Source organism: Cohnella mopanensis, from assembly GCF_022352055.1.
Classification (GTDB): Bacteria; Bacillota; Bacilli; order Paenibacillales; family Paenibacillaceae; genus Cohnella; species Cohnella mopanensis.
In genome coordinates this window covers 1-26197 of sequence record NZ_JAKRWM010000009.1, presented here as the reverse complement: position 1 = coordinate 26197, position 26197 = coordinate 1, and the positions used below count along the sequence as shown (strand labels likewise).

The 26197-nt window shown below is 50.9% G+C and carries 23 protein-coding genes and 1 pseudogene; all 24 read left to right on the top strand.

Annotated elements, in window-relative coordinates:
* Positions 1-137 precede the first annotated feature (137 nt).
* A complete protein-coding gene (locus L3D05_RS14640) occupies positions 138-908 on the top strand; it encodes a DUF3388 domain-containing protein (RefSeq protein WP_239616935.1) in 771 nt (256 codons plus the stop codon).
* A gap of 41 nt (positions 909-949) precedes the next feature.
* A complete protein-coding gene (locus L3D05_RS14635) occupies positions 950-1795 on the top strand; it encodes a helix-turn-helix domain-containing protein (RefSeq protein ID WP_239616934.1) in 846 nt (281 codons plus the stop codon).
* 105 nt (positions 1796-1900) lie between these two features.
* Positions 1901-2392, top strand: a complete 492-nt coding sequence (locus tag L3D05_RS14630; RefSeq protein ID WP_239616932.1) for a YajQ family cyclic di-GMP-binding protein — start codon at positions 1901-1903, stop codon at positions 2390-2392.
* A gap of 83 nt (positions 2393-2475) precedes the next feature.
* Complete coding sequence (gene rimO, locus L3D05_RS14625) at positions 2476-3804, top strand: 30S ribosomal protein S12 methylthiotransferase RimO (protein WP_239616930.1); 1329 nt, start codon at positions 2476-2478, stop codon at positions 3802-3804.
* Positions 3801-4379 carry a CDP-diacylglycerol--glycerol-3-phosphate 3-phosphatidyltransferase gene (pgsA, locus tag L3D05_RS14620; protein WP_239616929.1) on the top strand — a complete coding sequence of 193 codons (579 nt, stop codon included), beginning with the start codon at positions 3801-3803 and terminating at the stop codon, positions 4377-4379. Before rimO ends, pgsA begins: the two co-directional genes overlap by 4 nt.
* Before the next feature lie 49 nt (positions 4380-4428).
* Positions 4429-5682, top strand: a complete 1254-nt coding sequence (locus L3D05_RS14615; RefSeq protein WP_239616927.1) for a competence/damage-inducible protein A — start codon at positions 4429-4431, stop codon at positions 5680-5682.
* Positions 5683-6312: 630 nt separating this feature from the next.
* Complete coding sequence (gene recA, locus L3D05_RS14610; protein ID WP_305037448.1) at positions 6313-7377, top strand: recombinase RecA; 1065 nt, start codon at positions 6313-6315, stop codon at positions 7375-7377.
* 94 nt (positions 7378-7471) lie between these two features.
* Entirely contained in the window at positions 7472-8491 is a 1020-nt protein-coding gene (locus tag L3D05_RS14605; protein ID WP_239616924.1) for a regulatory protein RecX, read from the top strand.
* Between the two features lie 253 nt (positions 8492-8744).
* Complete coding sequence (rny, locus tag L3D05_RS14600; RefSeq protein ID WP_239616923.1) at positions 8745-10289, top strand: ribonuclease Y; 1545 nt, start codon at positions 8745-8747, stop codon at positions 10287-10289.
* 113 nt (positions 10290-10402) lie between these two features.
* A complete protein-coding gene (locus L3D05_RS14595) occupies positions 10403-11197 on the top strand; it encodes a TIGR00282 family metallophosphoesterase (protein ID WP_239616921.1) in 795 nt (264 codons plus the stop codon).
* 170 nt (positions 11198-11367) lie between these two features.
* On the top strand, positions 11368-11628 hold the full coding sequence (gene spoVS, locus L3D05_RS14590; RefSeq protein ID WP_027084382.1) for a stage V sporulation protein SpoVS: 261 nt from the start codon (positions 11368-11370) through the stop codon (positions 11626-11628).
* Between the two features lie 143 nt (positions 11629-11771).
* Complete coding sequence (locus tag L3D05_RS14585; protein ID WP_239616920.1) at positions 11772-12713, top strand: dipeptidase; 942 nt, start codon at positions 11772-11774, stop codon at positions 12711-12713.
* 184 nt (positions 12714-12897) lie between these two features.
* Positions 12898-14634, top strand: coding sequence for a 2-oxoacid:acceptor oxidoreductase subunit alpha (locus L3D05_RS14580; RefSeq protein WP_239616919.1), 1737 nt, complete (start codon positions 12898-12900; stop codon positions 14632-14634).
* Entirely contained in the window at positions 14635-15501 is an 867-nt protein-coding gene (locus L3D05_RS14575; RefSeq protein WP_239616917.1) for a 2-oxoacid:ferredoxin oxidoreductase subunit beta, read from the top strand.
* 88 nt (positions 15502-15589) lie between these two features.
* Positions 15590-16174, top strand: coding sequence for a phosphate propanoyltransferase (pduL, locus tag L3D05_RS14570; RefSeq protein WP_239616915.1), 585 nt, complete (start codon positions 15590-15592; stop codon positions 16172-16174).
* A 165-nt stretch (positions 16175-16339) separates the two neighbouring features.
* A complete protein-coding gene (locus L3D05_RS14565) occupies positions 16340-18124 on the top strand; it encodes a sensor histidine kinase (protein WP_239616914.1) in 1785 nt (594 codons plus the stop codon).
* Positions 18114-19742 carry a response regulator transcription factor gene (locus L3D05_RS14560; protein ID WP_239616912.1) on the top strand — a complete coding sequence of 543 codons (1629 nt, stop codon included), beginning with the start codon at positions 18114-18116 and terminating at the stop codon, positions 19740-19742. The genes L3D05_RS14565 and L3D05_RS14560 overlap by 11 nt, the downstream gene beginning before the upstream one ends.
* Before the next feature lie 205 nt (positions 19743-19947).
* The gene (locus tag L3D05_RS14555) at positions 19948-20955 is read left to right on the top strand and encodes a Gfo/Idh/MocA family protein (RefSeq protein ID WP_239616911.1); all 1008 of its coding nucleotides are present in this window, start codon (positions 19948-19950) and stop codon (positions 20953-20955) included.
* A 23-nt stretch (positions 20956-20978) separates the two neighbouring features.
* Positions 20979-22331 carry an ABC transporter substrate-binding protein gene (locus L3D05_RS14550; RefSeq protein ID WP_239616909.1) on the top strand — a complete coding sequence of 451 codons (1353 nt, stop codon included), beginning with the start codon at positions 20979-20981 and terminating at the stop codon, positions 22329-22331.
* A gap of 84 nt (positions 22332-22415) precedes the next feature.
* On the top strand, positions 22416-23291 hold the full coding sequence (locus tag L3D05_RS14545) for a carbohydrate ABC transporter permease (protein ID WP_239616908.1): 876 nt from the start codon (positions 22416-22418) through the stop codon (positions 23289-23291).
* 11 nt (positions 23292-23302) lie between these two features.
* The gene (locus L3D05_RS14540; RefSeq protein WP_239616906.1) at positions 23303-24118 is read left to right on the top strand and encodes a carbohydrate ABC transporter permease; all 816 of its coding nucleotides are present in this window, start codon (positions 23303-23305) and stop codon (positions 24116-24118) included.
* Positions 24119-24139: 21 nt separating this feature from the next.
* Positions 24140-24826, top strand: coding sequence for an N-acetylmannosamine-6-phosphate 2-epimerase (locus L3D05_RS14535; RefSeq protein WP_239616905.1), 687 nt, complete (start codon positions 24140-24142; stop codon positions 24824-24826).
* Positions 24827-24838: 12 nt separating this feature from the next.
* Entirely contained in the window at positions 24839-25807 is a 969-nt protein-coding gene (locus L3D05_RS14530) for an ROK family protein (RefSeq protein ID WP_239616903.1), read from the top strand.
* A 179-nt stretch (positions 25808-25986) separates the two neighbouring features.
* Positions 25987-26197, top strand: a pseudogene (locus tag L3D05_RS14525) (tRNA (N6-isopentenyl adenosine(37)-C2)-methylthiotransferase MiaB); the annotation flags it as partial.

Genomic DNA, 26197 nt, shown 5'->3' with positions numbered 1-26197 from the left:
AATCGGTTTTGTTTTGCAGGATAATGATGAGCGTTGTAGAATAAAAGAGAAGATCGAAAAATATGCGGGAAAAATCGTCTATCTCGACGGTAATTATAAATTATTTATTATTTTCCGAAATTTGAATGAGGTGTACGATGGAACCCAAACAATGGTATATGGAGTACAAGATCCACAAAAATCGCCCCGGATTGCTTGGCGATATCGCTTCATTGCTTGGGATGCTGGAAGTCAACATTCTAACGATCAACGGTGTGGAAGATAGAACCAGGGGAATGCTGCTTCAAACCGATGACGACGAGAAGATTGAATTACTCGGCAAGATGCTTCGCAAGGTCGAGAACATCACGGTCAATACGCTGCGTCCGCCCCGTTTGACGGATATTTTAGCGGTACGGCATGGCCGTTACATCGAGCGTGATTCCGACGATCATAAGACATTCCGCTTCACGCGCGATGAATTAGGTCTTCTGGTCGATTTTCTAGGCGAGTTATTCAAGCGTGACGGGAATCAAACGATTGGATTACGCGGCATGCCGCGCGTCGGGAAGACGGAATCCATTATCGCGGGAAGCGTCTGCTCTAACAAACGATGGGCTTTCGTATCCTCCACGCTCCTTCGCCAGACGGTAAGAAGCCAATTGTCGGAAGAAGAAATGAACCCGAATAACGTTTTTATTATTGATGGTATTGTCAGTACGATTCGTTCGAACGAGAAACATTACTCGTTGCTTCAGGAAATTATGGCCATGCCTTCCACGAAGGTGATCGAGCATCCGGATATTTTCGTGCGGGAATCCCAATTCGATTACGATGTGTTCGATTGCATCGTGGAACTGCGCAATACGCCGGATGAAGAGATTTCTTATGAAAGCTTCACAACAGCAGGCTTGAACGACGATTTCTAACTACATACCGCCAACACCATGAACATTGGGAGGTGAAAGGCATGTCCGATTTGGGCGCCCTGCTTCGCAAAGCACGCGAGCAACGGGGCTATACGCTGGATGATATCCAAGAATATACGAAGATCCGCAAGAGGTATTTGGAAGCGATCGAGAGCGGCGAATACAAAGTGCTTCCCGGATCATTCTACGTTAGAGCATTCGTGAAAACCTATGCTGAGACAGTGGGGCTGGATGCGGAAGAAGTACTTCGACTGTATCAGAAAGAGTTGCCGCAATTACCTGCCGCGGAGACAGTCATGGCAGAGCCGATGATTAAACCTAGCAGAAGAAGCGTGCAACATAACGATCGTTGGGGCAAAGTAGCTGTTTCTATGCTGATGTGGGCCTTTCCTATACTAATTGCCGTAGTCATTTATGTTTACTACTCGAATAATAAGGAACCTGATACGCAGGAGCTCAACTCCATTCCACCGATCTCGACGGAAACTTCGACTCCGAGTTCTTCGAGTGAAACTCCGAGCATTTCGCCTTCGGAAACTGTAACGCCTACTCCTCCGATAAGCGCTGTTACGCTAACGTTCAAGGAGAAAAAGAACAGCATTAACTATTACGACGTTTCACCCGGAACTGGCCATAAGCTTAAGCTCGAAGTAACGGGCGAAGCTTGGATCGAAGTTCGGGAGAATGACCGAAAAGGCAAAGTGCGTTACTCCAAAGGGACTAAAGAAGCGCTCAATTTGTCCTTTGATTTGACAATGCCTATCTACGTGAATGTGGGACGGACAGATCATGTCACTTTTTACGTAGATGACGCGACCTTCGATGATGGGAATTCATCGGGATCAACGAAATATATTTTCACGCCTGTGTCCGATACGGCACAGTAAAGTTTGTGGCTGGCCCTCCCCGGAGGGCTTTTTGTTTTAATCCTGGGGGGCTCTCGTGCTATAATATAGGGAATAATGGGCAATAGATGAAAGGAAGAGATCTTAATGGCATCGGAATATTCTTTTGACGTGGTGTCGAAAGTGGATATGCAGGAAGTGAACAACGCCGTTCAACAGGCGCTTAAGGAAATTGAAACGCGCTTCGATTTCAAAGGCAGTAAAAGCAACATTGAGCTAGAAGGGGAGAAGCTTGTCTTAGCTTCCGATAGCGATTTCAAGGTGAAGAGCGTCTTAGACATTCTTCAATCCAAGTTGATTAAACGAGGCGTACCGATTCTAAATTTGGATTACGGGAAAATCGAACCGGCTTCGGGCGGGACGGTACGTCAAGAGATCAAACTGAAGCAGGGCATCGATCAAGAGAACGCGAAGAAAATGAACATTCTGATTCGCGATTCCAAGCTTAAGGTCAAAAGCCAAATTCAAGGAGATCAACTGCGCATCACGGGCAAGAGCAAAGATGATCTACAAGGCGTAATGGCTCTATTAAGAGGAGCGGACTTACAGCTTGAACTGCAATTTATCAACTATCGCTAAGTGCGGTGCGGTTTTGACACGTATAGGGGGTTCGTTTATACTGTTGTGGATAACAACGGACGAACGTTTGGGGGAAGGCATCCATGATAGAAAGAGTCAGTGTCGTCACGCTTGGCTGTGAGAAAAATTTAGTCGATTCCGAGATTATGTCGGGTCTTATTCATCAAAGAGGGTTTTCTTTGGTTGAAAAGCCGGAGGATGCGACTGTTATTATCGTAAATACGTGCGGGTTTATCGATGCGGCTAAGGAAGAGTCGGTCAATACGATTCTGAATTTAGCAGAGCTGAAAGATTCAGCGCGCCTGAAGGCGCTAATCGTATCGGGCTGTTTGACCCAACGATATAAAAAAGAACTGATGGACGAGATGCCGGAAATCGACGGTATCGTCGGTACGGGCGATTTTCATCGAATCAATGAGATTATCGATGAGGCGCTTCGCGGCCGTAAACCGGTATATGTAGGCAATCCCGTGTTTAACTATGAAGAAAACTTGCCTAGGTTACTCACGACTCCGCGTCATACGGCTTACGTGAAAATCGCTGAAGGCTGCGATAATGCTTGTACGTTCTGCAGTATTCCGATCATGCGGGGGAAATTCCGCAGCCGTTCGATCGAATCTATCCTTGCAGAAGTGAAGCTATTATCGGAGCAAGGCGTTAAGGAAATTAGTCTAATCGCTCAGGATTCTACTAACTACGGAACGGACCTGTATGAAGGGTTTAAGCTTCCAGACTTGCTGAATAAGGTGAGCGAAGTTCCCGGGATCGAGTGGGTTCGCCTACATTACGCGTATCCGGGATTTTTCACGGACGAGTTGATCGAGGCTATCGCGACCAATCCTAAGGTTTGCAATTATATCGACATGCCGCTTCAGCATAGCGAAGATTCTATTCTTAAGAAAATGCGCCGTCCCGGTCGTCAGCGCGACGTTCGAGAACTGGTCGGCAAAATCCGCGCGCGTATTCCGGAAGTGGCGCTTCGCACGTCGATGATCGTAGGCTTTCCGGGGGAAACCGAGGAAGATTTCGAGAAGCTATGCGACTTCGTTCGCGAAATGAAGTTCGATCGTCTCGGCGTGTTCGCTTATTCCCAAGAGGAAGATACGCCGGCGAATCGGTTACCGGATCAACTCTCGGATGATGTAAAGCAATTCCGTGCCAATACGTTGATGGAAATCCAACGCGAGGTGGCTAAGGAGAATGCGGCTAAATACGTAGGACGCACGATCGAAGTATTGGTTGAGCGTTACGACGGACGCAGCGACGTCTATATCGGCAGAAGCCAGTATGATGCTCCTGAAGTTGACGGAGAAGTATACATTACCAATTGTCCAGTACAAATCGGCGAAATGAGCAAGGTAAGAATTACCCATGCTTACGAGTATGATTTGTCAGGGGAGGGAATTGCGTGAACCTCGCCAATCGGATCACGCTTGCAAGAATTTTTTTAGTACCCATCGTGACGATTTTTTTGTTGGTCCGATTGGACCTTGGCTCGCTCACGATCGGCGAATACTCCATTTCCTACAATCAAGTGTGCGCGCTGCTACTCTTTATTATTGCGGCAAGCACGGACGGGTTAGATGGTTACATCGCGCGTAAACGGAAAATCGTAACCAATCTAGGAAAGCTTCTCGATCCGCTCGCGGACAAGCTGCTTATGGCTGCGGTGCTCATCGCATTGGTTGAGATGGGGAAGTTAGGCGCATGGGTCGCGATCGTGATCATTAGCCGGGAGTGGGCTGTTACGGGTCTGAGACAGGTCGCTCTGCTTGAGGGGGCTGTTCTCGCCGCCAGCAAATGGGGCAAATGGAAAACGGCGGTTCAAATTACGATGATTATCGTATTGCTGCTGAACAATTTCCCGTTCAACTTCATCGATCTGCGCATTGATTTGGTTGTCGTCTGGGCGGCTGTACTGATTACCGTATATTCAGGCATAGATTATTTCGTCAAAAACAAAAATTTGATTCCGGTTTCGACCTAAGCTTCTTAAAGGCGGCTTAGGACGGACATGACGAGGTGCGGAACATAGCATGAGAGCAGAGATTTTAGCTGTCGGCACGGAGCTGCTCCTCGGTCAAATCGTAAACACGAACGCCCAGTATCTGTCGCGAGGTTTGGCAGAGCTGGGCATTGATGTTTATTATCAGACTGTTGTGGGCGATAACAAGGAACGGTTGATCCAAGCGATCGATATCGCTCGGGGGAGAGCGGATTTACTCGTGTTTACGGGCGGGCTAGGACCAACGCTTGACGACCTTACACGGGATGCGCTCGCTGAATATTTAGGCCGGGGAATTGAATTGCACGAGCCTACAATGGCCAAGATCGTGAACATGTTTGCCGGTCGAGGCGGCGCGTTCGTGGAAAGCAATCGCCGGCAAGCGCTATTGGTAGAGGGAGCCGCACCGTTGCGTAATGATACGGGGCTTGCAGTAGGGAATGCATTAGCCGTTGACGGCACTTGTTATTTGCTATTGCCTGGACCGCCTCGCGAGATGAAGCCTATGTTCGACAATGACGGCTCCACTTGGTTGAAAGATCAGCTTGGGCCGGCGAAGACGCTTCATTCCGCTATGCTCAAATTTGCGGGCATCGGAGAATCGGGGCTGGAGGACTTGTTGATCGACCTCATTCGCGAGCAGCAAGACCCGACGATAGCCCCTTATGCCAAGGAAGGGGAAGTCGCGATTCGCGTCTCGACCAAGGCTTCGGATGCGGAAGAAGCGGCGAGGAAGCTTGAAGGCACGTTAACAGCTATCCGCGGTAGAACGCTGGCGCACCTCTATGCCGAGGAAGATGTTCCGATCGAGGCTACAATCGTGCGTACGTTGACCGAGCAGCAAAGAACGTTAACCTTGGCCGAGAGCTGCACGGGTGGATTGGTATCCGAATTAGTGACGACCATTCCGGGGAGCGCCGTCGTGTTCCTAGGAGGCGTCGTCACTTACAGCAACAAGATGAAGATGAGCCAATTAGGTGTACCTGTCGAGTTGCTTGAAGGACCAGGAGCTCCGGGGGCGATAAGCGCGGAGACGGCAGCAGCTATGGCGGAAGGGATGCGCGCTGTTGCGGATTCGGATTTCGCGGTATCTATTACTGGCAATGCTGGGCCTGCTGCTGCAGAGGATAAACCTGTAGGGCTCGTTTATGTAGGCTTAGCCGAACGGGGTCGCGAGACGCGAGTAGAGAAGCTGCAACTGTCGGGCGATAGGGAAGGGATTCGGTTACGTGCGGCTAAAAGGGCGCTTTACTTGCTCTGGCTGTCATTAACCGGACGTGGGTAAGTTAGCTAGTTTCTTGATGAAGTATTCGTAGGTAGGGCACAGGTATTGCCGCTATCCCTTTCGCTCAGTTGGGTGAAAGGGAGTTCGCGTGCAGACTGTGCCCTCTTTTGACGTTATCCCTTCGGCTCAGAAGTTTAGAGGAGTGTCGATGGAATATGCTATTGCCACTATCCCTTCGGCTCAGAAGAGTGATCGGGGAACGCTTGCACGGATATGCTGGTTTGATCTCTATCGCCAATATCCCTTTAGCTAAGGAAGAGAAGCGCTTCACCATAATCCCGCTGATTCAGGAAAGTCGATCGTGTGTCGGGAGATATTCATTTTAACCGGAGGTTATCGTTGGATAGAAAATGAGGTAGCTTGTTATGCAGTCCGAAACTGAGTGACGGGGATAATGGCGATACGGAAAAGGAATAGACAGCACAAATTGTGACAAAAAATTGTCGATGCTTGTCAATTCATAGCAGTTATGATAGAGTTTTATATGAAAGTTGCGGAAGAACCGTAGCGAAGATTACTTTGCTGCGGTTCTTTTTTCGAAATAAAATAGAACAAATGTTCTCAAAATGCTTGGCAAACAGTTGGAAACACGGTATGATAAAACTATCAAAAGATAAGGATGTGGGTGTGTTGTCGGATCGTCGCGCCGCATTAGACATGGCCTTGCGCCAGATTGAGAAACAATTCGGTAAAGGCTCGGTTATGAAACTGGGCGAAAGTGCAAATCTAGCTGTTGAGACAGTATCCAGCGGAGTGCTGGCGTTGGACATCGCTCTTGGAATAGGCGGATACCCACGTGGGCGGATTATAGAAGTTTACGGACCGGAATCATCAGGTAAAACGACGGTTTCTCTCCATGCGATAGCGGAAGTTCAGCGTGCTGGCGGAACAGCCGCATTCATCGATGCGGAGCACGCATTGGATCCTGTTTATGCGAGAAATCTCGGCGTGAACATCGATGAGTTGCTCCTTTCTCAGCCGGATACGGGAGAACAGGCATTAGAAATCGCCGAAGCTCTTGTACGGAGCGGCGCGGTAGATATTATCGTCGTCGACTCTGTTGCGGCGCTCGTACCGAAAGCGGAAATCGAAGGCGATATGGGAGATTCCTTCGTCGGCTTGCAAGCTCGCCTAATGTCGCAAGCGATGCGTAAGCTTTCCGGAGCCGTCAGCAAGTCGAAATGTTTGGCTATCTTTATTAACCAACTCCGCGAGAAAATCGGCGTTATGTTCGGTAACCCGGAGACGACTCCGGGCGGTCGCGCTTTGAAATTCTATGCGAGTGTTCGGTTGGACGTTCGTCGCGTAGAGGCTATCAAACAAGGCAACGATGTGGTTGGTAACCGTACGAAGATCAAAGTCGTGAAGAACAAAGTAGCGCCGCCGTTTAAGCAAGCGGATGTCGATATTATGTATGGCGAAGGGATTTCGAAGGTTGGTAGCATTATCGACATCGGTGCCGAGCAGGACATTATCCAGAAGAGCGGAGCTTGGTTCTCTTACAATAATGAACGACTAGGCCAAGGTCGCGAGAATGCGAAGCAATATTTGAAGGACAACCCGGAAGTTTCCGATAAAATCGAGAAGCAGATCCGCGAAGCTCTTCTCTCCTCTTCGTTAACTGCTGCTGCAGCCAACTCGGCCGCGTTATCTTCGGATGATGAAGACGATACCGAATTTGGCGAGGATGTTTAAGTTACATTGTTTATTAGGTTGAATATAAGTACGGACACTGGAGGCGGCATATTTTGCCGCTCTTTGTGTTTTTGTGGAGAGGTGACTGAACGGAATGTACAAGTCGAGACGATCGGGTAAAAGCGGTGAGGACAAGAAGCCGTCCCGATACGATAGCAAGACCCGGAACAAAAGTAGCCGGGGAGAGAATACGTCTACTGTGGATTCTGGTAACCCAATGGGATTGCCCGTACTTGGCGCGGAGGTCATTGCGATAGAGTCGCATTCTAAGAAACCCCATATGTACTGGGTGACGCTTAAGTTGGAACTTGATGGATCTACCTTGGATGTCGAAGTTGAACAAACCGCTATTCTTGAGAGTAGCTCGGAAGATAAGGATGAGAATTGGAACGAAGAGGTAGATGCCCTCATTGCCGGTGCACAGACTTTGCGGATCAAGGGCAGAAAGCTGGGGCGGGATGAAGAGGTGGGTGTTGGCGCGGGAGCGGGTGAATCCACGATCACCGTCCATGAGGATACGTTGGTTAGCTGGCGGTTGTTGAAGGGACGTCAATTGACGTCAGCGGAATATGAGGTGCTGAGGCAGGACGAGCAGAAAGAGGATGCGTACCGGTCGGCGTTAATGATGCTGGAGTTCAAAGCGCGGACGACGGTGGAGTTGTCTAGGGCGCTTAAGCGTAAAGGATATGTCCCAGAAGTCGTAGTTGCCTGTCTGGAGCGCTTGAAAGCGATGCGGATGGTAGATGATACCGCGTATGCTAAGCGGTTTACGGAGCAACGGGCGGTCGGACAGCGCAAGGGTCGTATGTTGATCAGGCAAGAGCTGATGCAAAGAGGAGTTGGCCGGGAAGATGTGGATCAGGCAATAGGCGAACTTGACGGGCAAGTCGAACAGGAAGCGGCGCTGGCGCTGGCACGCAAAAGATGGCCGAGCACGAAAGGAAATGACAGGGAGCGCAAGATGAAGCTGATGGGCGTGCTGCTTCGTCGGGGATTCCCTTCCGGGGTCGTAAGATCGGCGGTACAGCAGGCCGCAACGGAGATGGGAGGAGCGGGTTCGGATACCGATTTCTCCGATGATTACCAACATGAACCGGAATATATGGAAGATTAATGGATACCAAGCCCCATGGGCGAAAGTTGCGTCAGAAGCTTGCTTGACAATCTAATTTAGCAAAAGATAAAATGATTTTGTATTCCATCTTCCCAACTGATCGTTTTTTCCTTCCAAAAAGCGATTCAGAATGTGTTTTTTCGACCCTTTATGCTTTGTTCACATGTAATCAAACGGTTTGGAAACCGGAAAATCAATTGAATAAGTATCCCCAAGCGGTTGCCTTGGTGATGCAACGAGGAGGTGAAAGATCATGATAGCTTCATGGATCTGGATCTTGATCGTTCTCGTTGTTGGCGTCCTTTGCTTTGGGATCGGTTACGTCGCACGCAAATCCATTGCGGAAGCCAAAATCTCTAGTGCCGAAGCGGCTGCCATTCAGATTGTCGAGTCTGCCAAGAAAGAATCGGAAGCCGTTCGCAAAGAAACGGTGCTGGAAGCCAAAGACGAGGTGCACAAGCTCCGTAACGAAGCGGAACGCGATATTCGCGAACGCCGCAACGAAATTCAACGCTTGGAAAGACGCCTCTTGCAAAAAGAAGAGTCGCTGGACCGCAAGTTAGAAGCGTTGGAACGCAAAGAGGAGCAAGTCGCCAACAAAGAGAAACGGATCGAAGAGGTCCAGGATCAAGTCGAGTTGCTGCATAAACAGCAAATGTCCGAATTGGAACGCATTTCGAACCTGTCGACAGAAGATGCCAAGCAAATGATCTTGTCGAATGTGGAACAGGAAGTGCGTCACGAAACGGCGCAAATGATCAAGGAAATCGAGCATCAAGCGAAAGAGGAAGGCGACAAGAAAGCGCGCGATATTATCTCTCTTGCCATTCAGCGGTGCGCCGCGGATCACGTGGCGGAGACGACGGTATCCGTCGTCACGTTGCCTAACGAGGAAATGAAAGGTCGCATCATCGGTCGCGAAGGACGTAACATCCGTGCTCTTGAGACTTTAACGGGTATTGACCTTATTATCGATGATACGCCGGAAGCGGTTATTCTATCGGGCTTTGACCCGATTCGCCGCGAGATTGCTCGTACCTCGCTTGAGAAATTGGTTGCAGATGGACGGATTCACCCTGCTCGGATCGAGGAGATGGTGGAGAAATCCCGTAAGGAAGTCGACGAAAGAATTCGTGAGTATGGCGAGCAAGCCACTTTCGAAGTGGGCGTGCACGGTCTTCACCCGGATTTGATCAAAATCCTAGGTCGTCTGAAATTCCGGACGAGCTACGGCCAGAACGTGTTGAAGCATTCGATGGAAGTCGCCTACCTCACCGGCCTTATGGCAGGAGAGCTGGGAGAGGACATCACGCTTGCGAAACGCGCCGGCTTGCTTCATGATATCGGCAAAGCGCTCGACCACGAAGTGGAAGGCTCGCATGTCGAGATCGGCGTGGAATTGGGCAAGAAATACAAGGAACATCCTGTTGTCATCAACAGTATCGCGTCCCATCACGGAGACGTGGAAGCCACTTCGGTTATCGCTATGCTCGTAGGAGCTGCTGACGCACTTAGCGCCGCTCGTCCTGGAGCTCGCCGCGAAACGTTGGAGACTTATATCCGCCGGCTCGAGAAGCTGGAGGCGATCTCCGAATCTTTCGAAGGCGTCGAGAAATCGTACGCGATTCAAGCCGGACGCGAAGTGCGCGTCATGGTTCAACCGGAGAAGATCGACGATACGGAGGCGTTCCGCTTAGCTCGGGATATTACGAAGAAAATCGAGGGTGAACTGGACTATCCGGGTCACATCAAGGTTACCGTTATTCGTGAAACCCGCGCGGTTGAATACGCCAAATAATTTACGGAATGCAGGGAAGGCTGAAAGTGGCTGCGGCAACATGCAGCCACTTTTCCTTTTTATTAAATAGCATGAGTCTTTAAGGCTGGATATGGAAAGCGAGCTGAGTTGGAATGAAAGTCGTTTTTATCGGTGACATCGTAGGGAATGTTGGCAGAGATACGGTGAAGCGGTTGCTGCCGTGGATCAAAGACAAATATAACCCCCACATCATCATTGCGAACGGGGAGAATGCCGCGGGCGGGCGGGGAATTAACGCCGCGATCGTACGGGAACTGTTCGAGTGGGGCGTTCACGGAATTACGATGGGTAACCACACATGGGATAATCGGGAGATTTTCGAATTTATCGACGATGAACCGCGGATCGTTCGGCCTTCCAATCTGCCTCCGGGTACGCCTGGACGTGGCAGCATGGTCGTGAAAGGGAACGGCAAGACGCTCGGCGTCGTTAACTTGATCGGCCGCACGTTCTTGCCTCCTGCGGAGTGCCCGTTCCGAACGGCTGATGAAGAGATCGAGGAACTGCATCGTCATACGAAATGCGTTCTGGTCGATTTTCACGCGGAAGCGACAAGCGAGAAAATCGCAATGGGCTGGCACTTGGACGGTTACGCCTCGTTAGTCGTCGGCACGCATACGCACGTTCAGACGAACGATGCCCGGATTTTGCCGGAAGGGACGGCTTACTTAACCGATGCCGGTATGACCGGACCGCGCGATGGCGTGCTCGGAATGGAGAAGGAAACTGTACTGCGCCGTTTCATTACCGGAATGCCTGGCAGATTCACCGTCGCCGAAGGGAAATGGACGCTGAACGGCGTGTTCGTGGAATTGGACGAAACGACCGGAAAAGCCGTTAAAGTACAAAATATAACCGTAGACGAGGATTCTTGGATCGCCGTGTAGCAATAATCTGAATTATTGGACATTTTCATGACCAATCCACTTAGGAAAAGAAGGAATTATCAGGCGGGTTACCGAATATGTATGCCTTAGTGGGCCCATCCTTTGATTTCCGAATAATTCCCGATGCAACCGATGAAATATGCGGGTTGTCATAAGAGGAGGTACTGGTCATGGAAGTATTGAAGGTTTCCGCAAAGTCCAATCCAAATTCCGTAGCAGGCGCACTGGCAGGTGTGCTCCGCGAACGCGGGGCTGCTGAGCTGCAAGCTATCGGTGCCGGGGCGCTCAATCAAGCGGTGAAAGCCGTAGCCATCGCTCGTGGATTCGTTGCACCTAGCGGGGTAGACTTGATCTGCATCCCGGCTTTTACGGATATTGTGATTGATGGAGAAGACCGGACGGCAATCAAACTCATTGTCGAGCCGAGGTAAGCAATCTGCATGGAAAGCTGTCGACCTGTTTCTAGATGTCATCGAAGTTGCGTGTCATGCGCTTCTTCGGTTTCATCGACGCGACAGGTTTTTTTGTGCCGTTCGGGGCACATATGTCGAGAATCGCTGAAGGAGGAGTCTATATGAGAGTAACCGATCTGCACGTTGACGTACTTTGTAAATTGCTAGAACATCCAGGCGCGAAATGGGGGGCGGAAGATAAGGACGGAGTATTCGACGCAACCCCTGATCGATTAAAGCAAGGCGGAATCGGGCTTCAAGTGTTCGCTTTGTACGTGCCGGATACGATCCCCTCCTGTCCAGAGAGCGTGTTCCATGCAGCGGAGCTGTTCTGGAGCGAAGTGTTGAGCGTGAAAGGGATGAAGCTGATTCGCAGAGCGAAGGATCTCGAAGCTGCAAGGCAAGAGGGGGAAATCGGCGCGTTGTTCTCCTTGGAAGGAGTCGATAGTTTACAAGGTCAACTATGGACGTTGCGACTTCTCTATCGGTTAGGGTTGAGGCTGCTTGGTCCGACGTGGAATCACGCGAACTGGGCATGCGACGGAGCGACGGAGCCGCGCGGGGGCGGTTTTACGAAAGCGGGAAGACAGCTTGTTACGGAATGCGAATCTTTGGGTATCCTAATTGATGTGTCCCATCTATCGGATCGGGGTTTCTGGGAATTGGCTGAGCGTGCCCGACGCCCTTTTTTCGCCTCTCATTCTAACGCACGTTCTATTAAGGATAACCCTCGAAACTTGACGGATGAACAAATTCAAGCCATCATCGCCGCGCAAGGGATTATCGGGTTGACCTTTGTCCCGTGGTTCATATCGGCTCACGAGCCTGTAACGATAGACAATGTTCTCCGCCATGTTGAGCATGTATGCGCGTTAGGTGGAGCTGAACATCTCTCGTTCGGTTCGGATTTCGATGGCATTACTCGACATGTTCAAGGTCTCGAGCACCCAGGGTGCTATTCGAATTTGACGGAAGCTCTGTTAAAACGCTATCCAGAAAAGCTCGTGAGCGATATGCTCGGAGAGACGGCCTTCCGTTTCTTTCTAAAAAATCTACCTAATTGAACTGTTCAGCTGACATCAATCTCAAATCGGCATGGATCCGATCTCAAACTGTTATCTATTGGTTACGCGAATATGTCTTGCAATTTACGTTTGTAAAACATAATATTTATGAGGGTAATAAAAAATATTATAGGGTAATTCTGTCGAAAATTGACGAACCGGAGATTAAGAGGAGATGGGCACTGTGATCAGTCAACTGTCATGGAAAATTGGCGGCCAGCAAGGCGAAGGCGTGGAAAGTACCGACCGTATTTTCTCCACGGCACTCAACCGCCTGGGCTACTACCTGTACGGGTACCGACACTTTTCCTCGCGGATTAAAGGCGGACACACGAATAACAAAATCCGCATCAGCACGAAGCCGATTCGCGCGATTTCCGATGACCTGGACATTCTAGTCGCTTTTGACCAGGAGAGCATCGATCTAAACGCAGGTGAGCTTCGTCCGGGCGGAGTCGTTGTCGCCGACGCGAAATTCTCGCCGACGATCCCAGATGGCGTGCAAGCACGGTTATTCGCAGTACCGATTACTGCAATTGCAGAAGAGCTTGGCACTTCCCTCATGAAAAATATGGTCGCTTCCGGAGCTTCCTGGGGGCTTCTTGGCCTACCAATGGAAGTCTTCAACAAAGCGGTAGAAGAAGAGTTCGGACGCAAAGGCGCCGCAATCGTAGAGAAGAACGTAGAAGCGGTTCGCCGCGGAGCGGAATTCGTACTTGAGCAAGCCGGCGGTCCGTTAGACGAATTTAAGCTAGAAGAAGCGGACGGCAAGCAAAAGTTATTCATGATCGGTAACGAAGCGATGGCGCTAGGGTGCGTAGCCGCTGGTTGCAGACTCATGTCCGCTTACCCGATAACTCCTGCTTCTGAAATTATGGAATATTTAATTAAGAAGCTTCCTAAGTTCGGCGGTACAGTCGTTCAGACGGAAGATGAAATAGCAGCCGTTACGATGGCGATCGGCGCGAACTATGCGGGCGTGCGCACGATGACGGCTTCCGCAGGTCCAGGCCTAGCGCTGATGATGGAAGCGATCGGTCTCTCCGGCATGACGGAAACTCCGCTTCTCATTGTAGATACGCAGCGTGGAGGTCCGTCGACTGGATTGCCGACAAAGCAAGAGCAATCGGATATCAACGCGCTGATTTACGGTACGCACGGCGAGATTCCTAAGCTGGTCGTTGCGCCGAGCACGATCGAAGAGTGCTTCTACGATATCATTGAAGGCTTTAACCTTGCGGAACAATATCAAATCCCGGTCATCGTTGCAACGGATTTGCAGTTGTCGCTCGGTAAACAGACGTCGGAAGCGCTCGATTACGACAAAATCGTCATCAACCGCGGTAAGCTGGTGACCGAAGAGCTGGAGCCTAACGAGGACAACCGCTTGTTCAAGCGGTATGAGTTCACGGAGGATGGCATTTCCCCTCGCGTAATCCCAGGGGCCAAACACGGTATCCATCACGTAACTGGCGTTGAGCATGACCAAGAAGGAAGACCTTCGGAGAACGCGCTCAACCGTGAGAAAATGATGGACAAACGATTAGGCAAAATCAGCAATCTTCGCGTGACGAACGCGGTGAAAGCGGATGTTCCTAATGCGAATCCGGATCTTCTGATCATCGCGATGGGTTCGACGGGCGGAACGATCGAGGAAGCTCGCGCTCGCCTGACAGCGGACGGTATTACGACGAATCAAATTATGGTTCGGCAGATGCATCCGTTCCCGAACGAATTGCTGCAGCCTCATCTGGAGTCCGCTAAGCAAGTCGTCGTTCTGGAGAACAACGCAACTGGCCAACTAGCCAATCTGATTAAACAAAATATCGGATATCACGACAGAATCCGCAATTTGCTTAAATACGATGGTACGCCGTTCTTGCCTTCGGAAATTCACAAAGCCTGCAAGGAGCTGAACTAGATGGCTACATTCAAAGAGTTTCGTAATAACGTTAAGCCGAACTGGTGCCCTGGCTGCGGCGATTTCTCCGTGCAGGCAGCGATTCAGCGCGCGGCAGCCAACGTTGGCCTTGAGCCTGAACAGCTTGCCGTTATCTCCGGAATCGGATGTTCGGGCCGGATTTCCGGTTACATTAACGCTTACGGCCTGCATGGTATCCATGGCCGTTCGCTTCCGATCGCTCAAGGCGTTAAGCTTGCTAACCGCGAGCTAACGGTTATCGCATCGGGTGGAGACGGAGACGGTTTCGCGATCGGGATGGGCCATACGGTTCATGCGATTCGTCGTAACTTGGACGTCACTTACATCGTTATGGACAACCAAATCTATGGCTTGACCAAAGGTCAAACTTCCCCTCGCAGCGCGGAAGGCTTCAAGACCAAATCGACGCCGGAAGGCTCGATCGAGACGACGTTGTCCCCGCTTGAAATCGCACTGTCCGCAGGCGCGACATTCGTAGCGCAATCGTTCTCAAGCGATCTGAAGCAATTGACTTCGCTGATCGAGCAAGGCTTGAACCACAAAGGGTTCTCGCTTATTAACGTATTCAGCCCGTGCGTTACGTTCAATAAGATCAACACTTATGATTGGTTCAAGGAAAACATCGTGAATTTGGAGCAATTCCCGGATTACGATCCTTCCAACCGGATCGCGGCCATGACGAAGATCATGGAAACGAACGGTATGCTGACCGGTCTGATCTATCAGAACAAGGAACGCAAGTCGTATGAAGACTTGGCGGCCGGATTCAAGCAAGAAGCGCTCACGAAACAGGATATCAAGCTTTCTCGCGAAGACTTTGACAAACTGTTGACGGAATTCAAATAAGAACGTTATTCAAGAGGCGCACGGGTTTGTCCCGTGCGCCTCTTGCGTTATACTGGGGATAGGAAGTCATAGGAAGGTTGGGATAATCATGTCATTGAACGAAGCGAAGAAAGTTCCGGTAGGCGTATCGGCTCGCCACATTCATCTCTCCCAGGAGCATGTCGAGCTTCTGTTTGGAGCGGGAGCGACATTGACGGAGTTCAAGCCGCTATCGCAGCCTGACCAATTCGCCGCGAATGAAACCGTTGCCGTCTACGGACCGAAAGGTTCTTTTCCTAAAGTACGTATATTAGGTCCGGCCCGAAGCGCGACGCAGCTTGAAGTGTCGCGTACGGACGCATTCTCGTTAGGGCTGCAGCCTCCGCTACGAGAATCGGGAAGCATCGAAGGAACTCCGGGAATTCGGATTGTCGGCCCAGCGGGAGAGGTTACCGTAGACAAGGGAGTTATCGTGGCCGCTCGTCATATTCATTTCCATACCTCGGATGCCGAGCGTTGGGGGATCGCGGACAAGCAAATGCTTAAAGTGCGCGTAGGCGGTGAACGGGGCGTCGTATTTGAGCAAGTATTAGCACGCGTGTCTGATCAATTTGCTCTAGATATGCATATCGATACGGATGAAGGAAATGCCGCTAGCGTGAACACCGGCGACTTCGGGGAAATCGTGGACTAATGCTTCATTCAGCAGATAGAACAAACCGTTTCCCATTGGGGAAACGGTTTGTTTGCCGTATAGGGTTCGATGGTGGATTCGGGTCAGTTACCTGCTTTTGCCATTTACAGATCGGATAAGCGGGTTTACACTGGGGTGGGAAATTGAACGACAGGAGAAATGGCAATGAATCTACGACTAGGCACCCTCTCCCAGAAAATATCGATTCGGAATCAGATTATATTTTTGATTTTGCTTATCTTGATCTTGCCATTTTTGTTTACCTTTTATTTTCTGGATAAGCCTCTGGAGAAAGCAATCAAGACGAAGATCGGACATTCCGCTCAAGAAGCGCTCACGTTAGCGGGAAGAAATATCGAATTCACGACGGAAGACATGTTTACGGCCGCTAACGAAATTACGCAAAACCCGAGCGTCATTCAATTGCTGCAAGATCCGAAAGCGCTTACGGCATACGAGAAATACGAGTTGCAGCATAATGAGCTCAATAAAGTCTCAAGGTCAAATCATACGACGTACGTCGCGGTAATGGATTATAGCGGGAATATGATTACTTCCCGTTATACGGAACCGCAGGTTTACAACGAGATCATGCATAGCGATTGGTTAACCCGATTGAATGAGTCGCCGAATCAATTGTTATGGATATTTAGGAAAACGAACTACACTTTCGCGGATAAGAGACCGACAGTGTCGTTAGCCAAAATGATTGTGGAGCCTCAAACTAATCGTAAGCTTGGCGTTCTGCTATATAGCAAAGCGGAAGAAGATTTGTATAGCTACATTACCGGACTTGAGGGAGAAGTTTTTTTAACGGACTCGTCAGGAACGATTATATCCAGCGCGGACAAAGATAGATTAGGAAGCGTGTTGCCTCCCCAATACTCGGTCATGGATAACGAGGACAATTCCCGGGGGCAAACGACCGTCGGAGAAGGATCGGACAAGAAAATCGTAAATTTCTACAAGATCAGCCAGACGGGGTGGAGCATCGTTCAGATCGTTCCGTACGATACGGTGTTCAAAGAAATATTCGACATCCGTAAAGCGAATTTCATGATGTCGGGGATTATTATCGTCCTGTTCGTTCTGATGACCGTAGCGATCGCTAACGGGATTTCAAAGCCTTTGATCGTAATGGTAAAGAAGATGACGGGAATGGAAAACAATCAATTCAATAGCCCCATTCTGATTAACGGCCCTAAAGAAATATCGGTTTTGCAGAGAACCTACAATCAGATGCTCGGACAAGTCAAGGATTTACTGCAACGCGTCAAGGACGAATATAAGCAAAAGGAAGATATGCGCTTTCGCGCGTTGCAAGCGCAGATCAACCCCCATTTTATACTGAATACGTTAAACAACATCAAATGGACCGCCTATATGCGGGGCGAGCGCGAAGTCGGCCAAATGCTGTCCAGTCTTGCCGGATTGATGGAAGGCAGCATCGTCAGGGGAAGCACCATGAATACGCTTAAAGACGAGATGGACTATATCCACAACTATATCGCGTTAATGAAGCTGAAATATAACGAAAAGCTGGACATCGTATTCGACGTACCGGAAGAGCTGCTGCATGCCGAAACGATTAAATTCATGTTGCAGCCGATCGTTGAAAATTGCATCGAACATGGGATAGATCAACTTCCGGGTAAAGGGATCATCGAAGTGAAAGGGCGACTCATCCAAAGCACGTTAATCATTACCGTAAGAGACAACGGAGTCGGAGTCGACGAGGAAAGATTGGCAGAAATCAAAAACTGGTTGAACAAAACGACCGATGGCGCGGAAGCGAAACGAATCGGCGTCCAGAACGTTCACGAAAGATTGAAGCTTCAATACGGCGAAGACTTCGGCCTCGCGATCGACGGCAAGCCGGGCGAAGGAACGACGGTCACCTATCGGCTGCCGTTCCTGCAAGGAAAGGGGGAACAGTTCAATGCCGATTAAGATCATGCTGGTTGACGACGAAATTATCGTTCGCTTAGGAATGAAGTCGGTGATCGATTGGGAAGCGAACGGATTCCGGCACGTCGGGGAAGCTTGCGACGGGAGAGAGGCATTGGCTCTATTAGAGCAGGTTCAGCCGGATATTCTGTTAACCGATATTAAGATGCCGAACATGAACGGGATCGAATTGATCGAATTGGTGAAACGATCGTACCCTTGGATTCGGATTCTCGTTCTTAGCAGCCATGACGAATACGATTTCGTGCGGAGCGCGATGAAGTTAGGAGCCGACGATTATATTCTGAAAGCGTCGGTCGACCCGGACAAGTTGATTCGGCTGTTGCAGGAGACGGCAAGCCGAATAGTGCCGCACATGGACCGCAAACCCGAGAATGCCAACGGACAAAGAGATCGGCAGCCATCCGAATCCGGCGATAGCTTGGAGGATGCCCTACGCCGATGCGTCGACGGTAAATCTTCGCCCGCGGATCTGAATCGAGCAGAAATGCTGGAGAGGTTCGACTCTAAAGCAGCCTACGTCGTTCTAGCCAGAACGGATGAAGAGAGCGCGGGCGGACCGTTAGCCGCGAGTTCGGTTGCCACGTTAGCGAACGTTCTTGAACTCAACGCGCGGAAATGGGCGGACGCTTCCCTGGTTCGTTCCTCCGAGAAAGAAGCCGTCCTCATCTTGTGGATGCAGTCGACTGCGACGGCGGAGCAATTAAGGGAGATCGGAGCGGATTTGACGAGCGCGGCGGAGCGATTCGTCGGTGCGGCGATCGATGTCGGAATCAGCGTCGCGTGCGGCGAACCGATCATGCTGCAGCAAGCTTATGCGCAGTCAGAGCTGGCGCTGGATGGGCGTTTCTATGAAAGCGATGCTAGGGTGCATGTTTATGGCGAACACAACGAAGATTCGCAGACAACGGATAAACCCCTGTTCACCAAACAGGAGGAGGAAGAACTGGCGCTCGCAGTCGAGAGGTTGGACGAAGAGGGCATTAAGCGGCTGATCGGGCTTACGATGGCCAAGCTCCGAAGCGGGAAGCAGCCGATTGCCAGCACGATTCAGATTTGCTTGGATTTATTTTACTGCTTGCAATCGGCGTTCAGGAGATTTGGTGATTCTATCGGGCAGGCCTCGGAGAAGGAGCGTCCGGCCTACAGCCAGATGATCGAATTCAAGCGAATCGGCGAAGCGGAAAGATGGTTCGACGCGTACGTCGCCCAGTGTTTGGAAACGATCCGGTCCACCTCGCGGGAGCGGGTGAGGGAAGATATCCTTGCGCTTAAGGCTTACCTGAAAACCCATTACACCGAAAGCTTCACCTTGAAGCAAGCGGCGGAAATGACGAACATTAGCGAAGGGTATTTAAGTTATTTGTTCAAGAAAGAGACGGGCTCGGGTTTAATCGAGTACATGAACGGACTAAGAGTCGAAAAGGCGGCGGAACTGTTGAGGGAAACCCATCTTCCTAGTTACGCGATTGCCGAGAAGGTCGGGTACGACAATATTAATTACTTCGGGCGGATATTCAAAAAGGTAAAAGGCATGAGCCCAAAGCGCTATCGGGCTAATTATTCGGCCGGATCGACAACCTCCATTCCTCTGGAATAGGAGGTTTTTTTAATGAAAACTCCGCAGTTGGAAAAAATTTCGTGAACATTCGTATGAAAATCGTGAATAAAGCGTTTACACGTCGCGAAATCGTGAACAATGTTCTCGATTGCGTTCCTTCTTCCCCCTCGTCAGGCTTTTTATAATGTGAATGTAAGCGTTATACAAACGCCATAACACAGGCAAGAGAGCGAGGCAGAAGACAATGGGAAAAATGAAAGTAGCGGTCATTGGCTTAGGCGTGATGGGACAAACGCACGCGCGTATTTATTCGGAGATGGCCGGAGTGGAGCTAGTTGCAGTATACGATATTAACCAAGTGCATGCCGACCGTATGGCTGAACAGTATCAGACTAAGGCGGCGGAAAGCTTGGAAGCGCTATTCGGCATGGCGGAGTTGGATGCAGTCAGCATCTGTACAGCGGACGATCAGCATTACGAGCTTGCGATGCTAGCGTGCAAGCACGGAAAACACGTGTTGATGGAAAAGCCGCTTGCGACGGACCTGATCGAAGCGAAGGCGATCGTCAATCAAGTGAAAGCTTCCGGTATCAAAATGATGGTCGGACATACGCTGCGTTGGGATCCGCGGTATTATCACGCTCGCGAGTCCATCGCTTCCGGTCAGTTGGGAAGTCCGCTGCATCTGTATGCCAGACGGAACAATTCTTATCAGAACGGACTGAGGCTGAAGGGCAGAACGTCCGTGCTCATGTTCCTAGGGGTTCATGACATCGACGCGATCGAATGGGTGACCGGAGATCGCATCGTGGAAGTATACACGGCGGAAGTTCGCAACCGCCTTAACGAATTCAACGTTGGCGACGCTGCCGTGACCACCTTCAAGCTAGCGTCCGGTGCGGTAGGAAGCTATGAGACAAGCTGGGTTATGCCCGACCATTACTACGAGCTCGACGCGAAGCTCGACATCATCGGGACGGACGGCGCCATCAACGTAAATATCGTCAACCAGAACATTCAGCGCCACGCGGGCGGCCGGTTCACTTATCCGGATACGATGTACGGTATGGAAATGTATGGTCGCCTGACGGGAATCATGAAGGAAGAGCTGACCTCGTTCGTTCTTGCGGTTACGGAAGACGCTCCGTTGCCGATTACGGTCGAAGATGCTTACCGTGCGGTACTTATCGCTTCGTGCATGGAGAAATCGTTGTTGACTGGCTTGCCGGTCGCCGTTCCGACTAACGACTGATCTCATTATAGGGGGAATTTCCAATGAACAAACGGTTAAAATGGGGAGCATTCGCATTGCTGGCTACATCCGTAGTGATCGGAGGCTGCGGCAATAAAGCGGATAACGCCGGAGCAACGGGAACAGGAGCGAGCGGAGCGACATCTGGTTCAGACATGCCTTATAAGGGAAAAGAAATCAGCGTTCTGCTCGAAGGACACTCGACGAGCAATGCCATTCAGAAAATATTGCCCGAGTTCGAGCAAAAAACCGGGATCAAAGTGAATCTGGAAATCGTGCCTTACAGCGACTTGACCTCCAAAGCGCTGATCAACTTCTCGAGCCGATCAGGACGTTACGATATCGTCATGGACGATATCGTTCACGGATACGGTTACGTCAATGCCGGGTATGTAGAACCGCTTGACGCCTACACCACTAACGCTTCGATTAACGCGGATTTCGACGAAGCGGATTTCGTACCGCAATACTTGAACGCGATGAAAATCGACAAGGTGATGTACGGGCTTCCCGTGTATGGCGAGAGCACGTTCCTTATGTACCGGAAAGATTTGTTCGAGGAGTACGGCATTAAAGTACCGACGACTTTCGACGAACTTATGACGGCAGCCAAAACGGTTAACGAGAAGTCCAAGGGAGACATCGCGGGCATCACGCTGCGCGGCGAACAAGGAATTCAGAACGTGTACGTCTGGGCGACGTTCCTATGGGGCTTCGGCGGACAATGGTTGAACGAGCAAGGCTTAACGGATCTGGCTTCTCCTGAAGCGGCTAAAGCATTGGACTTCTATCAAGAAATTCTGAACAAATACGGTCCGACCGGCGTAGCCAACTTCGGTTGGCAAGAAAATCGCCTGTTGTTCCAGCAAGGAAAAGCGGCGATGACGATCGATGCGACCGTGAACGGCGCTTATAACGAGGATCCTAAGGAATCATCCATCGTCGGCAAAGTCGGCTACGCTCCGGTGCCTACGCAATCGGATAATCCGAAGGGCGGAGCTTCTTCGCTAACGGTTCATGGCATGTACCTGTCCAAAGAAAGCAAAAACAAAGATGCGGCTTGGCTGTTCATGAGCTGGGCGACCGCGAAGGAACAGCAAATCAAATCGATGTCCATCGAACCGAACTCCGGCGTTTCTTCCTTGGCCGCGATGCAGGACAGCTCGTTCCTGACGAAATTCGGCGCATTCAAGGACACGATGCTGGAAGCGATCGAGAACGGTAATACTCAATATTTGCCGCAAATCCCGCAATCCAACGAAGTCATCAATAACACGGGCGTAGCGATCTCCAAGGCGTTGCTCGGCAATAAATCGGCCGCGGACGCGCTCAAGGAAGCCAATGATTTGAACAATAAGCTGTTATCGGCAAAATAACGGAAAACGATATTGATCAAGGGCCAAGCAAGCGCCATGAGCAATCGGCATGAAGGTTGCTTGGCCCCTTAAGGGTGTGAACGAATGATTCGACAACTGAGAAACAGAGCTAATTATTGGGTCATGCCGGTGCTGCTTATTCTTGGCATCATGTCCGTCGTAGTCATGGGTTATTCGATCTATATGGCCGTCCGGGATATCAACTTGGTGAAATCGGTAACCTCTTTCGTCGGGTTCGACAATTTCGTTGCGTTGTTCCACGATTCAAGAGCATGGGCTTCGTTATGGAGGACACTCGTCTTCTCCGTCTCGGCCACAGGGATCGAATTGCTATTCGGTTTGGGTCTTGCCCTGTTCCTGAATCGCCAGTTCGTCGGGAGGAAGCTCGTTAGAACGCTGCTCCTCATTCCGATGATCATGACGCCCGTCGTATCGGGATTGATCTGGAGGGTGTTCTACGATCCGAACGCCGGGATTATTAACTACTATATGGGCGTGCTAGGAATGGGCAGCAAGCACAATTGGCTCGGCAGCATGGACTTGGCCATGATCTCCGTTATTATCGCGGACGTATGGCAATGGACTCCGTTCGTATTCCTCATCCTTGCCGCGGGTCTCGACGCGATGCCGAACGAACCGCTTGAGGCGGCCGAAGTCGACGGAGCGTCGCCGATACAACGCTTTATCCATGTCGTCCTCCCGCTGCTGGCGCCTTCTCTGATGATCGCGTTCCTGCTTCGGATCATCGATAGCGTCAAGACGTTCGACATCATTTACGTCATGACGCGGGGTGGCCCGTCGCTCGCGACGGAGACGACGAACATGTACGCCTATATCCAAGGCTTCAACAACTTCAACATCAGCTACGCAACGGTCATTAACTTAACGATTACCGTCATTATCACGTTTATTTTCACGACGGTGTACAGCAAATTAAGCGGCTCGAAGGCCAGAAGGTGAGGGGGAGACCAATGCGTAAAACCAAATCCGGGTTGTTCTACGTCGGCGTCGGGTGCATTATGATCTTTTTTATGGTCCCCCTAGTCTGGCTTATTTCAACCTCATTCAAAAACAGCCGGGACGCGTTCGCGATTCCGCCGAAATGGATATTCGAACCGACATTGGACAACTACAGCAACGTATTCAGCAGATCGGACTTTTTCTCGGCATTCGGCAACAGCGTGTTTATCTCTCTCGTATCCACTCTGTTGTGTCTTTGCATCGCCGCGGTAACTTCTTATGCTTTGGCGTATTTTAACTTTCCGAAAAAATCCAAGATGATGACATTCATATTGAGCTCCAGAGTCGCTCCACCGATCCTTATGCTGCTACCGATTTACTTCATCTCCGTGCAAATCGGTGTGTCCGATTCCTATGCGTTGCTCATTTTTATGTATATGCTGATGAATTTGCCGTTTGCGGTATTGATGCTTGTCACTTATTTCGAAGACATTCCCAGAGAGATTCGCGAAGCCGCGTTCGTCGACGGCTGCTCGGAAACGAGAACGTTCTTCCAGGTCATTCTACCCTTGGCGCGCGGCGGACTGGCGGCGACGTTCATCCTGTCCATGGTGCTTGCATGGAACGAATTCTTGATCGGACTCGTTATGACGGGAAAAGCAACGCAGACGCTTCCCGTGCTCGTCACTTCGTTCATGACGTTCCAAGGAACGGAATGGGGACCGTTGTCGGCGGCAGGCACGTTCATCATGGTTCCGATGCTTATCTTCGGAATTTTCGTGCAGAAGCATCTAGTTAAAGGGATGACAATGGGAGCGGTAAAATAACCGCGGAGGAGGAACAAGAAAATGACGAAAACTTCACCTATATTCCCTCGCAGAGGGTTAATCGTCTCAGCCCAAGCGCTGGAGGACGAACCGCTTCACGGCGGGGATACGATGGCGAAAATGGCGCGTGCCGCGCTGGAAGCCGGAGCGATCGGTATTCGCACGAACGGCGCGCATGATATTCGGGCGATTAAAGAAGCGATCGAGCTTCCCGTAATCGGCTTGATCAAGCGGGTTATCCCGGGGGCGGACGTCTTCATTACGCCGACGATGGAAGAGGTCGCGGCGATTCTCGACGCGGGCGCGGATATCGTCGCGATGGACGTAACTGACCGGGAAGGGCGGCTGGATGCGGTCGTCGAACTGTTCGCCTATATTCATGGGCGCGGGGCAGCCGTCATGGCGGATGTGTCTACTTACGAGGAAGGCATTGCGGCCGCCAAGCTCGGCGCCGACTTCGTCGGAACGACGCTATCGGGCTATACGCCGTACAGCAAGCAGCAGGAAGGTCCGGATCTGGACTTGATTCGCCGCTTGAGCAGCGAGCTTAACATTCCCGTCGTCGCGGAAGGACGCATTTGGACGCCGGAGGAAGCGGTAGCCGCGCTGGACGCCGGAGCCGATTACGTGGTCGTCGGAAGCGCTATTACCCGTCCGCAACTCATAACCGCGCGCTATGTCAAAGCGATAAGCCAAAAGCTCGGGTAGGAGGTGCCGGTCATGGAAATACCGGTGTACGATTCATCCTCCGAGTATGCGATAGGCGTTGACGTAGGCGGAACGAAAATTAACGTTGGCATAATCGGCCGTAACGGCGAAGTTGTGTATTCGAACAGCCTGCCTACGCTAGCGGGGGAGATCGCTGTCGATATTCGCATAACGACAGCGATCTCTCAACTGCTGCAATGGGCACAGGATAATATGCCGTTGCTGAAAGTAAGAGGGATAGGCATCGGAACGGCAGGGCAGGTCGAATGGGAGTCCGGAGTCATTCGCCATGCATCCGACTTGTTGCCCGGATATACCGGCACGCCTATTAAATCGTTAATCCAGAATAAATTCGGTATGCCGGTCCAAGTCGATAACGACGTTAACGTGCTGGCTTTGGCGGAAAAATACGCCGGAGCGGGAAGGGACGCCGAGAGCCTGATCTGCTTGGCGCTCGGAACGGGAATCGGCGGCGTCCTTGTGGACAAGGGCAAAATCGTGCATGGGCAATGGGGCGGAGCGGGAGAAATCGGCCATATGAGCGTCGATTACCGCGGCCTCCCTTGCATCTGCGGGAGCAGAGGTTGTTTGGAAGCTTACGCTTCCGGCACTTCCATTGCCGCTCGGATGAACGAAAAATTGAAGGCTGCCGGGGCGGGGGATGGCGATGAACCGATCGATACCCGGGAGACGGTGAGGCGTTGGCAGTCGGGTGACGCCGCTGCCGCAGCAGTCATGGATGAGGCGTTCGAGGCATTGGGCGCGGCGATCGCAAGCTTGCTGCACGTTTTTAATCCGCAGGTCCTCGTCATCGGCGGCGGCTTGGCGGATATCGGTGAACCGCTGCTGCGGCGAATCGAAGAAGAAACGCGCAAGCGGGCTATGCCTTCGTTCCTGTCCGGCGTTAAGATTGTGCCCTCAAGCAGCGGCAACCATGGAGGCATGATCGGAGCCGCTATGCAGCTATGGGCTTATGAGTAGCTTCATAGAATTACGTACCAAAGGAAGTACCGAATCTTCAAGCCGGACGGGCTCGGATTCGGTACTTTTTTATATAATCCGATTCGCTTCCATTCAGATGTTCATGCTATAATAAATAGGATTGACGAGAAGCGGGAACTCCCCGGAGCTTGCCCGTTTTCTATGGGAGGATACAGGAAATGGCCAAAGAGACGAAGGATTTCAGCAAATATTTCGATTTCTCCGGTGCTAAAGTCATTTCCGAGGACAACAACGGCAAAACGATCCGTCTGAACGGACGGGATATCCATATCGTCTCCGAGCCGGACTATCGGCAAGAGAAGCAACGGGGCAAAGAAGAAATTCAAGTCCATTATGAGAATGCCGTTCCGGACGAGCTGAGGAACCTCG

Excerpts from the sequence above, each read along its gene's own strand:
- rimO (WP_239616930.1), top strand. The coding sequence starts at position 2,476 with ATGATAGAAAGAGTCAGTGTCGTCACGCTTGGCTGTGAGAAAAATTTA.
- L3D05_RS14605 (WP_239616924.1), top strand. The coding sequence starts at position 7,472 with ATGTACAAGTCGAGACGATCGGGTAAAAGCGGTGAGGACAAGAAGCCG.
- L3D05_RS14635 (WP_239616934.1), top strand. The coding sequence starts at position 950 with ATGTCCGATTTGGGCGCCCTGCTTCGCAAAGCACGCGAGCAACGGGGC.
- L3D05_RS14640 (WP_239616935.1), top strand. The coding sequence starts at position 138 with ATGGAACCCAAACAATGGTATATGGAGTACAAGATCCACAAAAATCGC.
- L3D05_RS14550 (WP_239616909.1), top strand. The coding sequence starts at position 20,979 with ATGAACAAACGGTTAAAATGGGGAGCATTCGCATTGCTGGCTACATCC.
- rny (WP_239616923.1), top strand. The coding sequence starts at position 8,745 with ATGATAGCTTCATGGATCTGGATCTTGATCGTTCTCGTTGTTGGCGTC.
- L3D05_RS14530 (WP_239616903.1), top strand. The coding sequence starts at position 24,839 with ATGGAAATACCGGTGTACGATTCATCCTCCGAGTATGCGATAGGCGTT.
- L3D05_RS14560 (WP_239616912.1), top strand. The coding sequence starts at position 18,114 with ATGCCGATTAAGATCATGCTGGTTGACGACGAAATTATCGTTCGCTTA.
- L3D05_RS14595 (WP_239616921.1), top strand. The coding sequence starts at position 10,403 with ATGAAAGTCGTTTTTATCGGTGACATCGTAGGGAATGTTGGCAGAGAT.
- L3D05_RS14540 (WP_239616906.1), top strand. The coding sequence starts at position 23,303 with ATGCGTAAAACCAAATCCGGGTTGTTCTACGTCGGCGTCGGGTGCATT.
- L3D05_RS14535 (WP_239616905.1), top strand. The coding sequence starts at position 24,140 with ATGACGAAAACTTCACCTATATTCCCTCGCAGAGGGTTAATCGTCTCA.
- pduL (WP_239616915.1), top strand. The coding sequence starts at position 15,590 with ATGTCATTGAACGAAGCGAAGAAAGTTCCGGTAGGCGTATCGGCTCGC.
- L3D05_RS14545 (WP_239616908.1), top strand. The coding sequence starts at position 22,416 with ATGATTCGACAACTGAGAAACAGAGCTAATTATTGGGTCATGCCGGTG.
- L3D05_RS14615 (WP_239616927.1), top strand. The coding sequence starts at position 4,429 with ATGAGAGCAGAGATTTTAGCTGTCGGCACGGAGCTGCTCCTCGGTCAA.
- L3D05_RS14565 (WP_239616914.1), top strand. The coding sequence starts at position 16,340 with ATGAATCTACGACTAGGCACCCTCTCCCAGAAAATATCGATTCGGAAT.
- L3D05_RS14555 (WP_239616911.1), top strand. The coding sequence starts at position 19,948 with ATGGGAAAAATGAAAGTAGCGGTCATTGGCTTAGGCGTGATGGGACAA.
- spoVS (WP_027084382.1), top strand. The coding sequence starts at position 11,368 with ATGGAAGTATTGAAGGTTTCCGCAAAGTCCAATCCAAATTCCGTAGCA.
- L3D05_RS14575 (WP_239616917.1), top strand. The coding sequence starts at position 14,635 with ATGGCTACATTCAAAGAGTTTCGTAATAACGTTAAGCCGAACTGGTGC.
- L3D05_RS14630 (WP_239616932.1), top strand. The coding sequence starts at position 1,901 with ATGGCATCGGAATATTCTTTTGACGTGGTGTCGAAAGTGGATATGCAG.
- L3D05_RS14585 (WP_239616920.1), top strand. The coding sequence starts at position 11,772 with ATGAGAGTAACCGATCTGCACGTTGACGTACTTTGTAAATTGCTAGAA.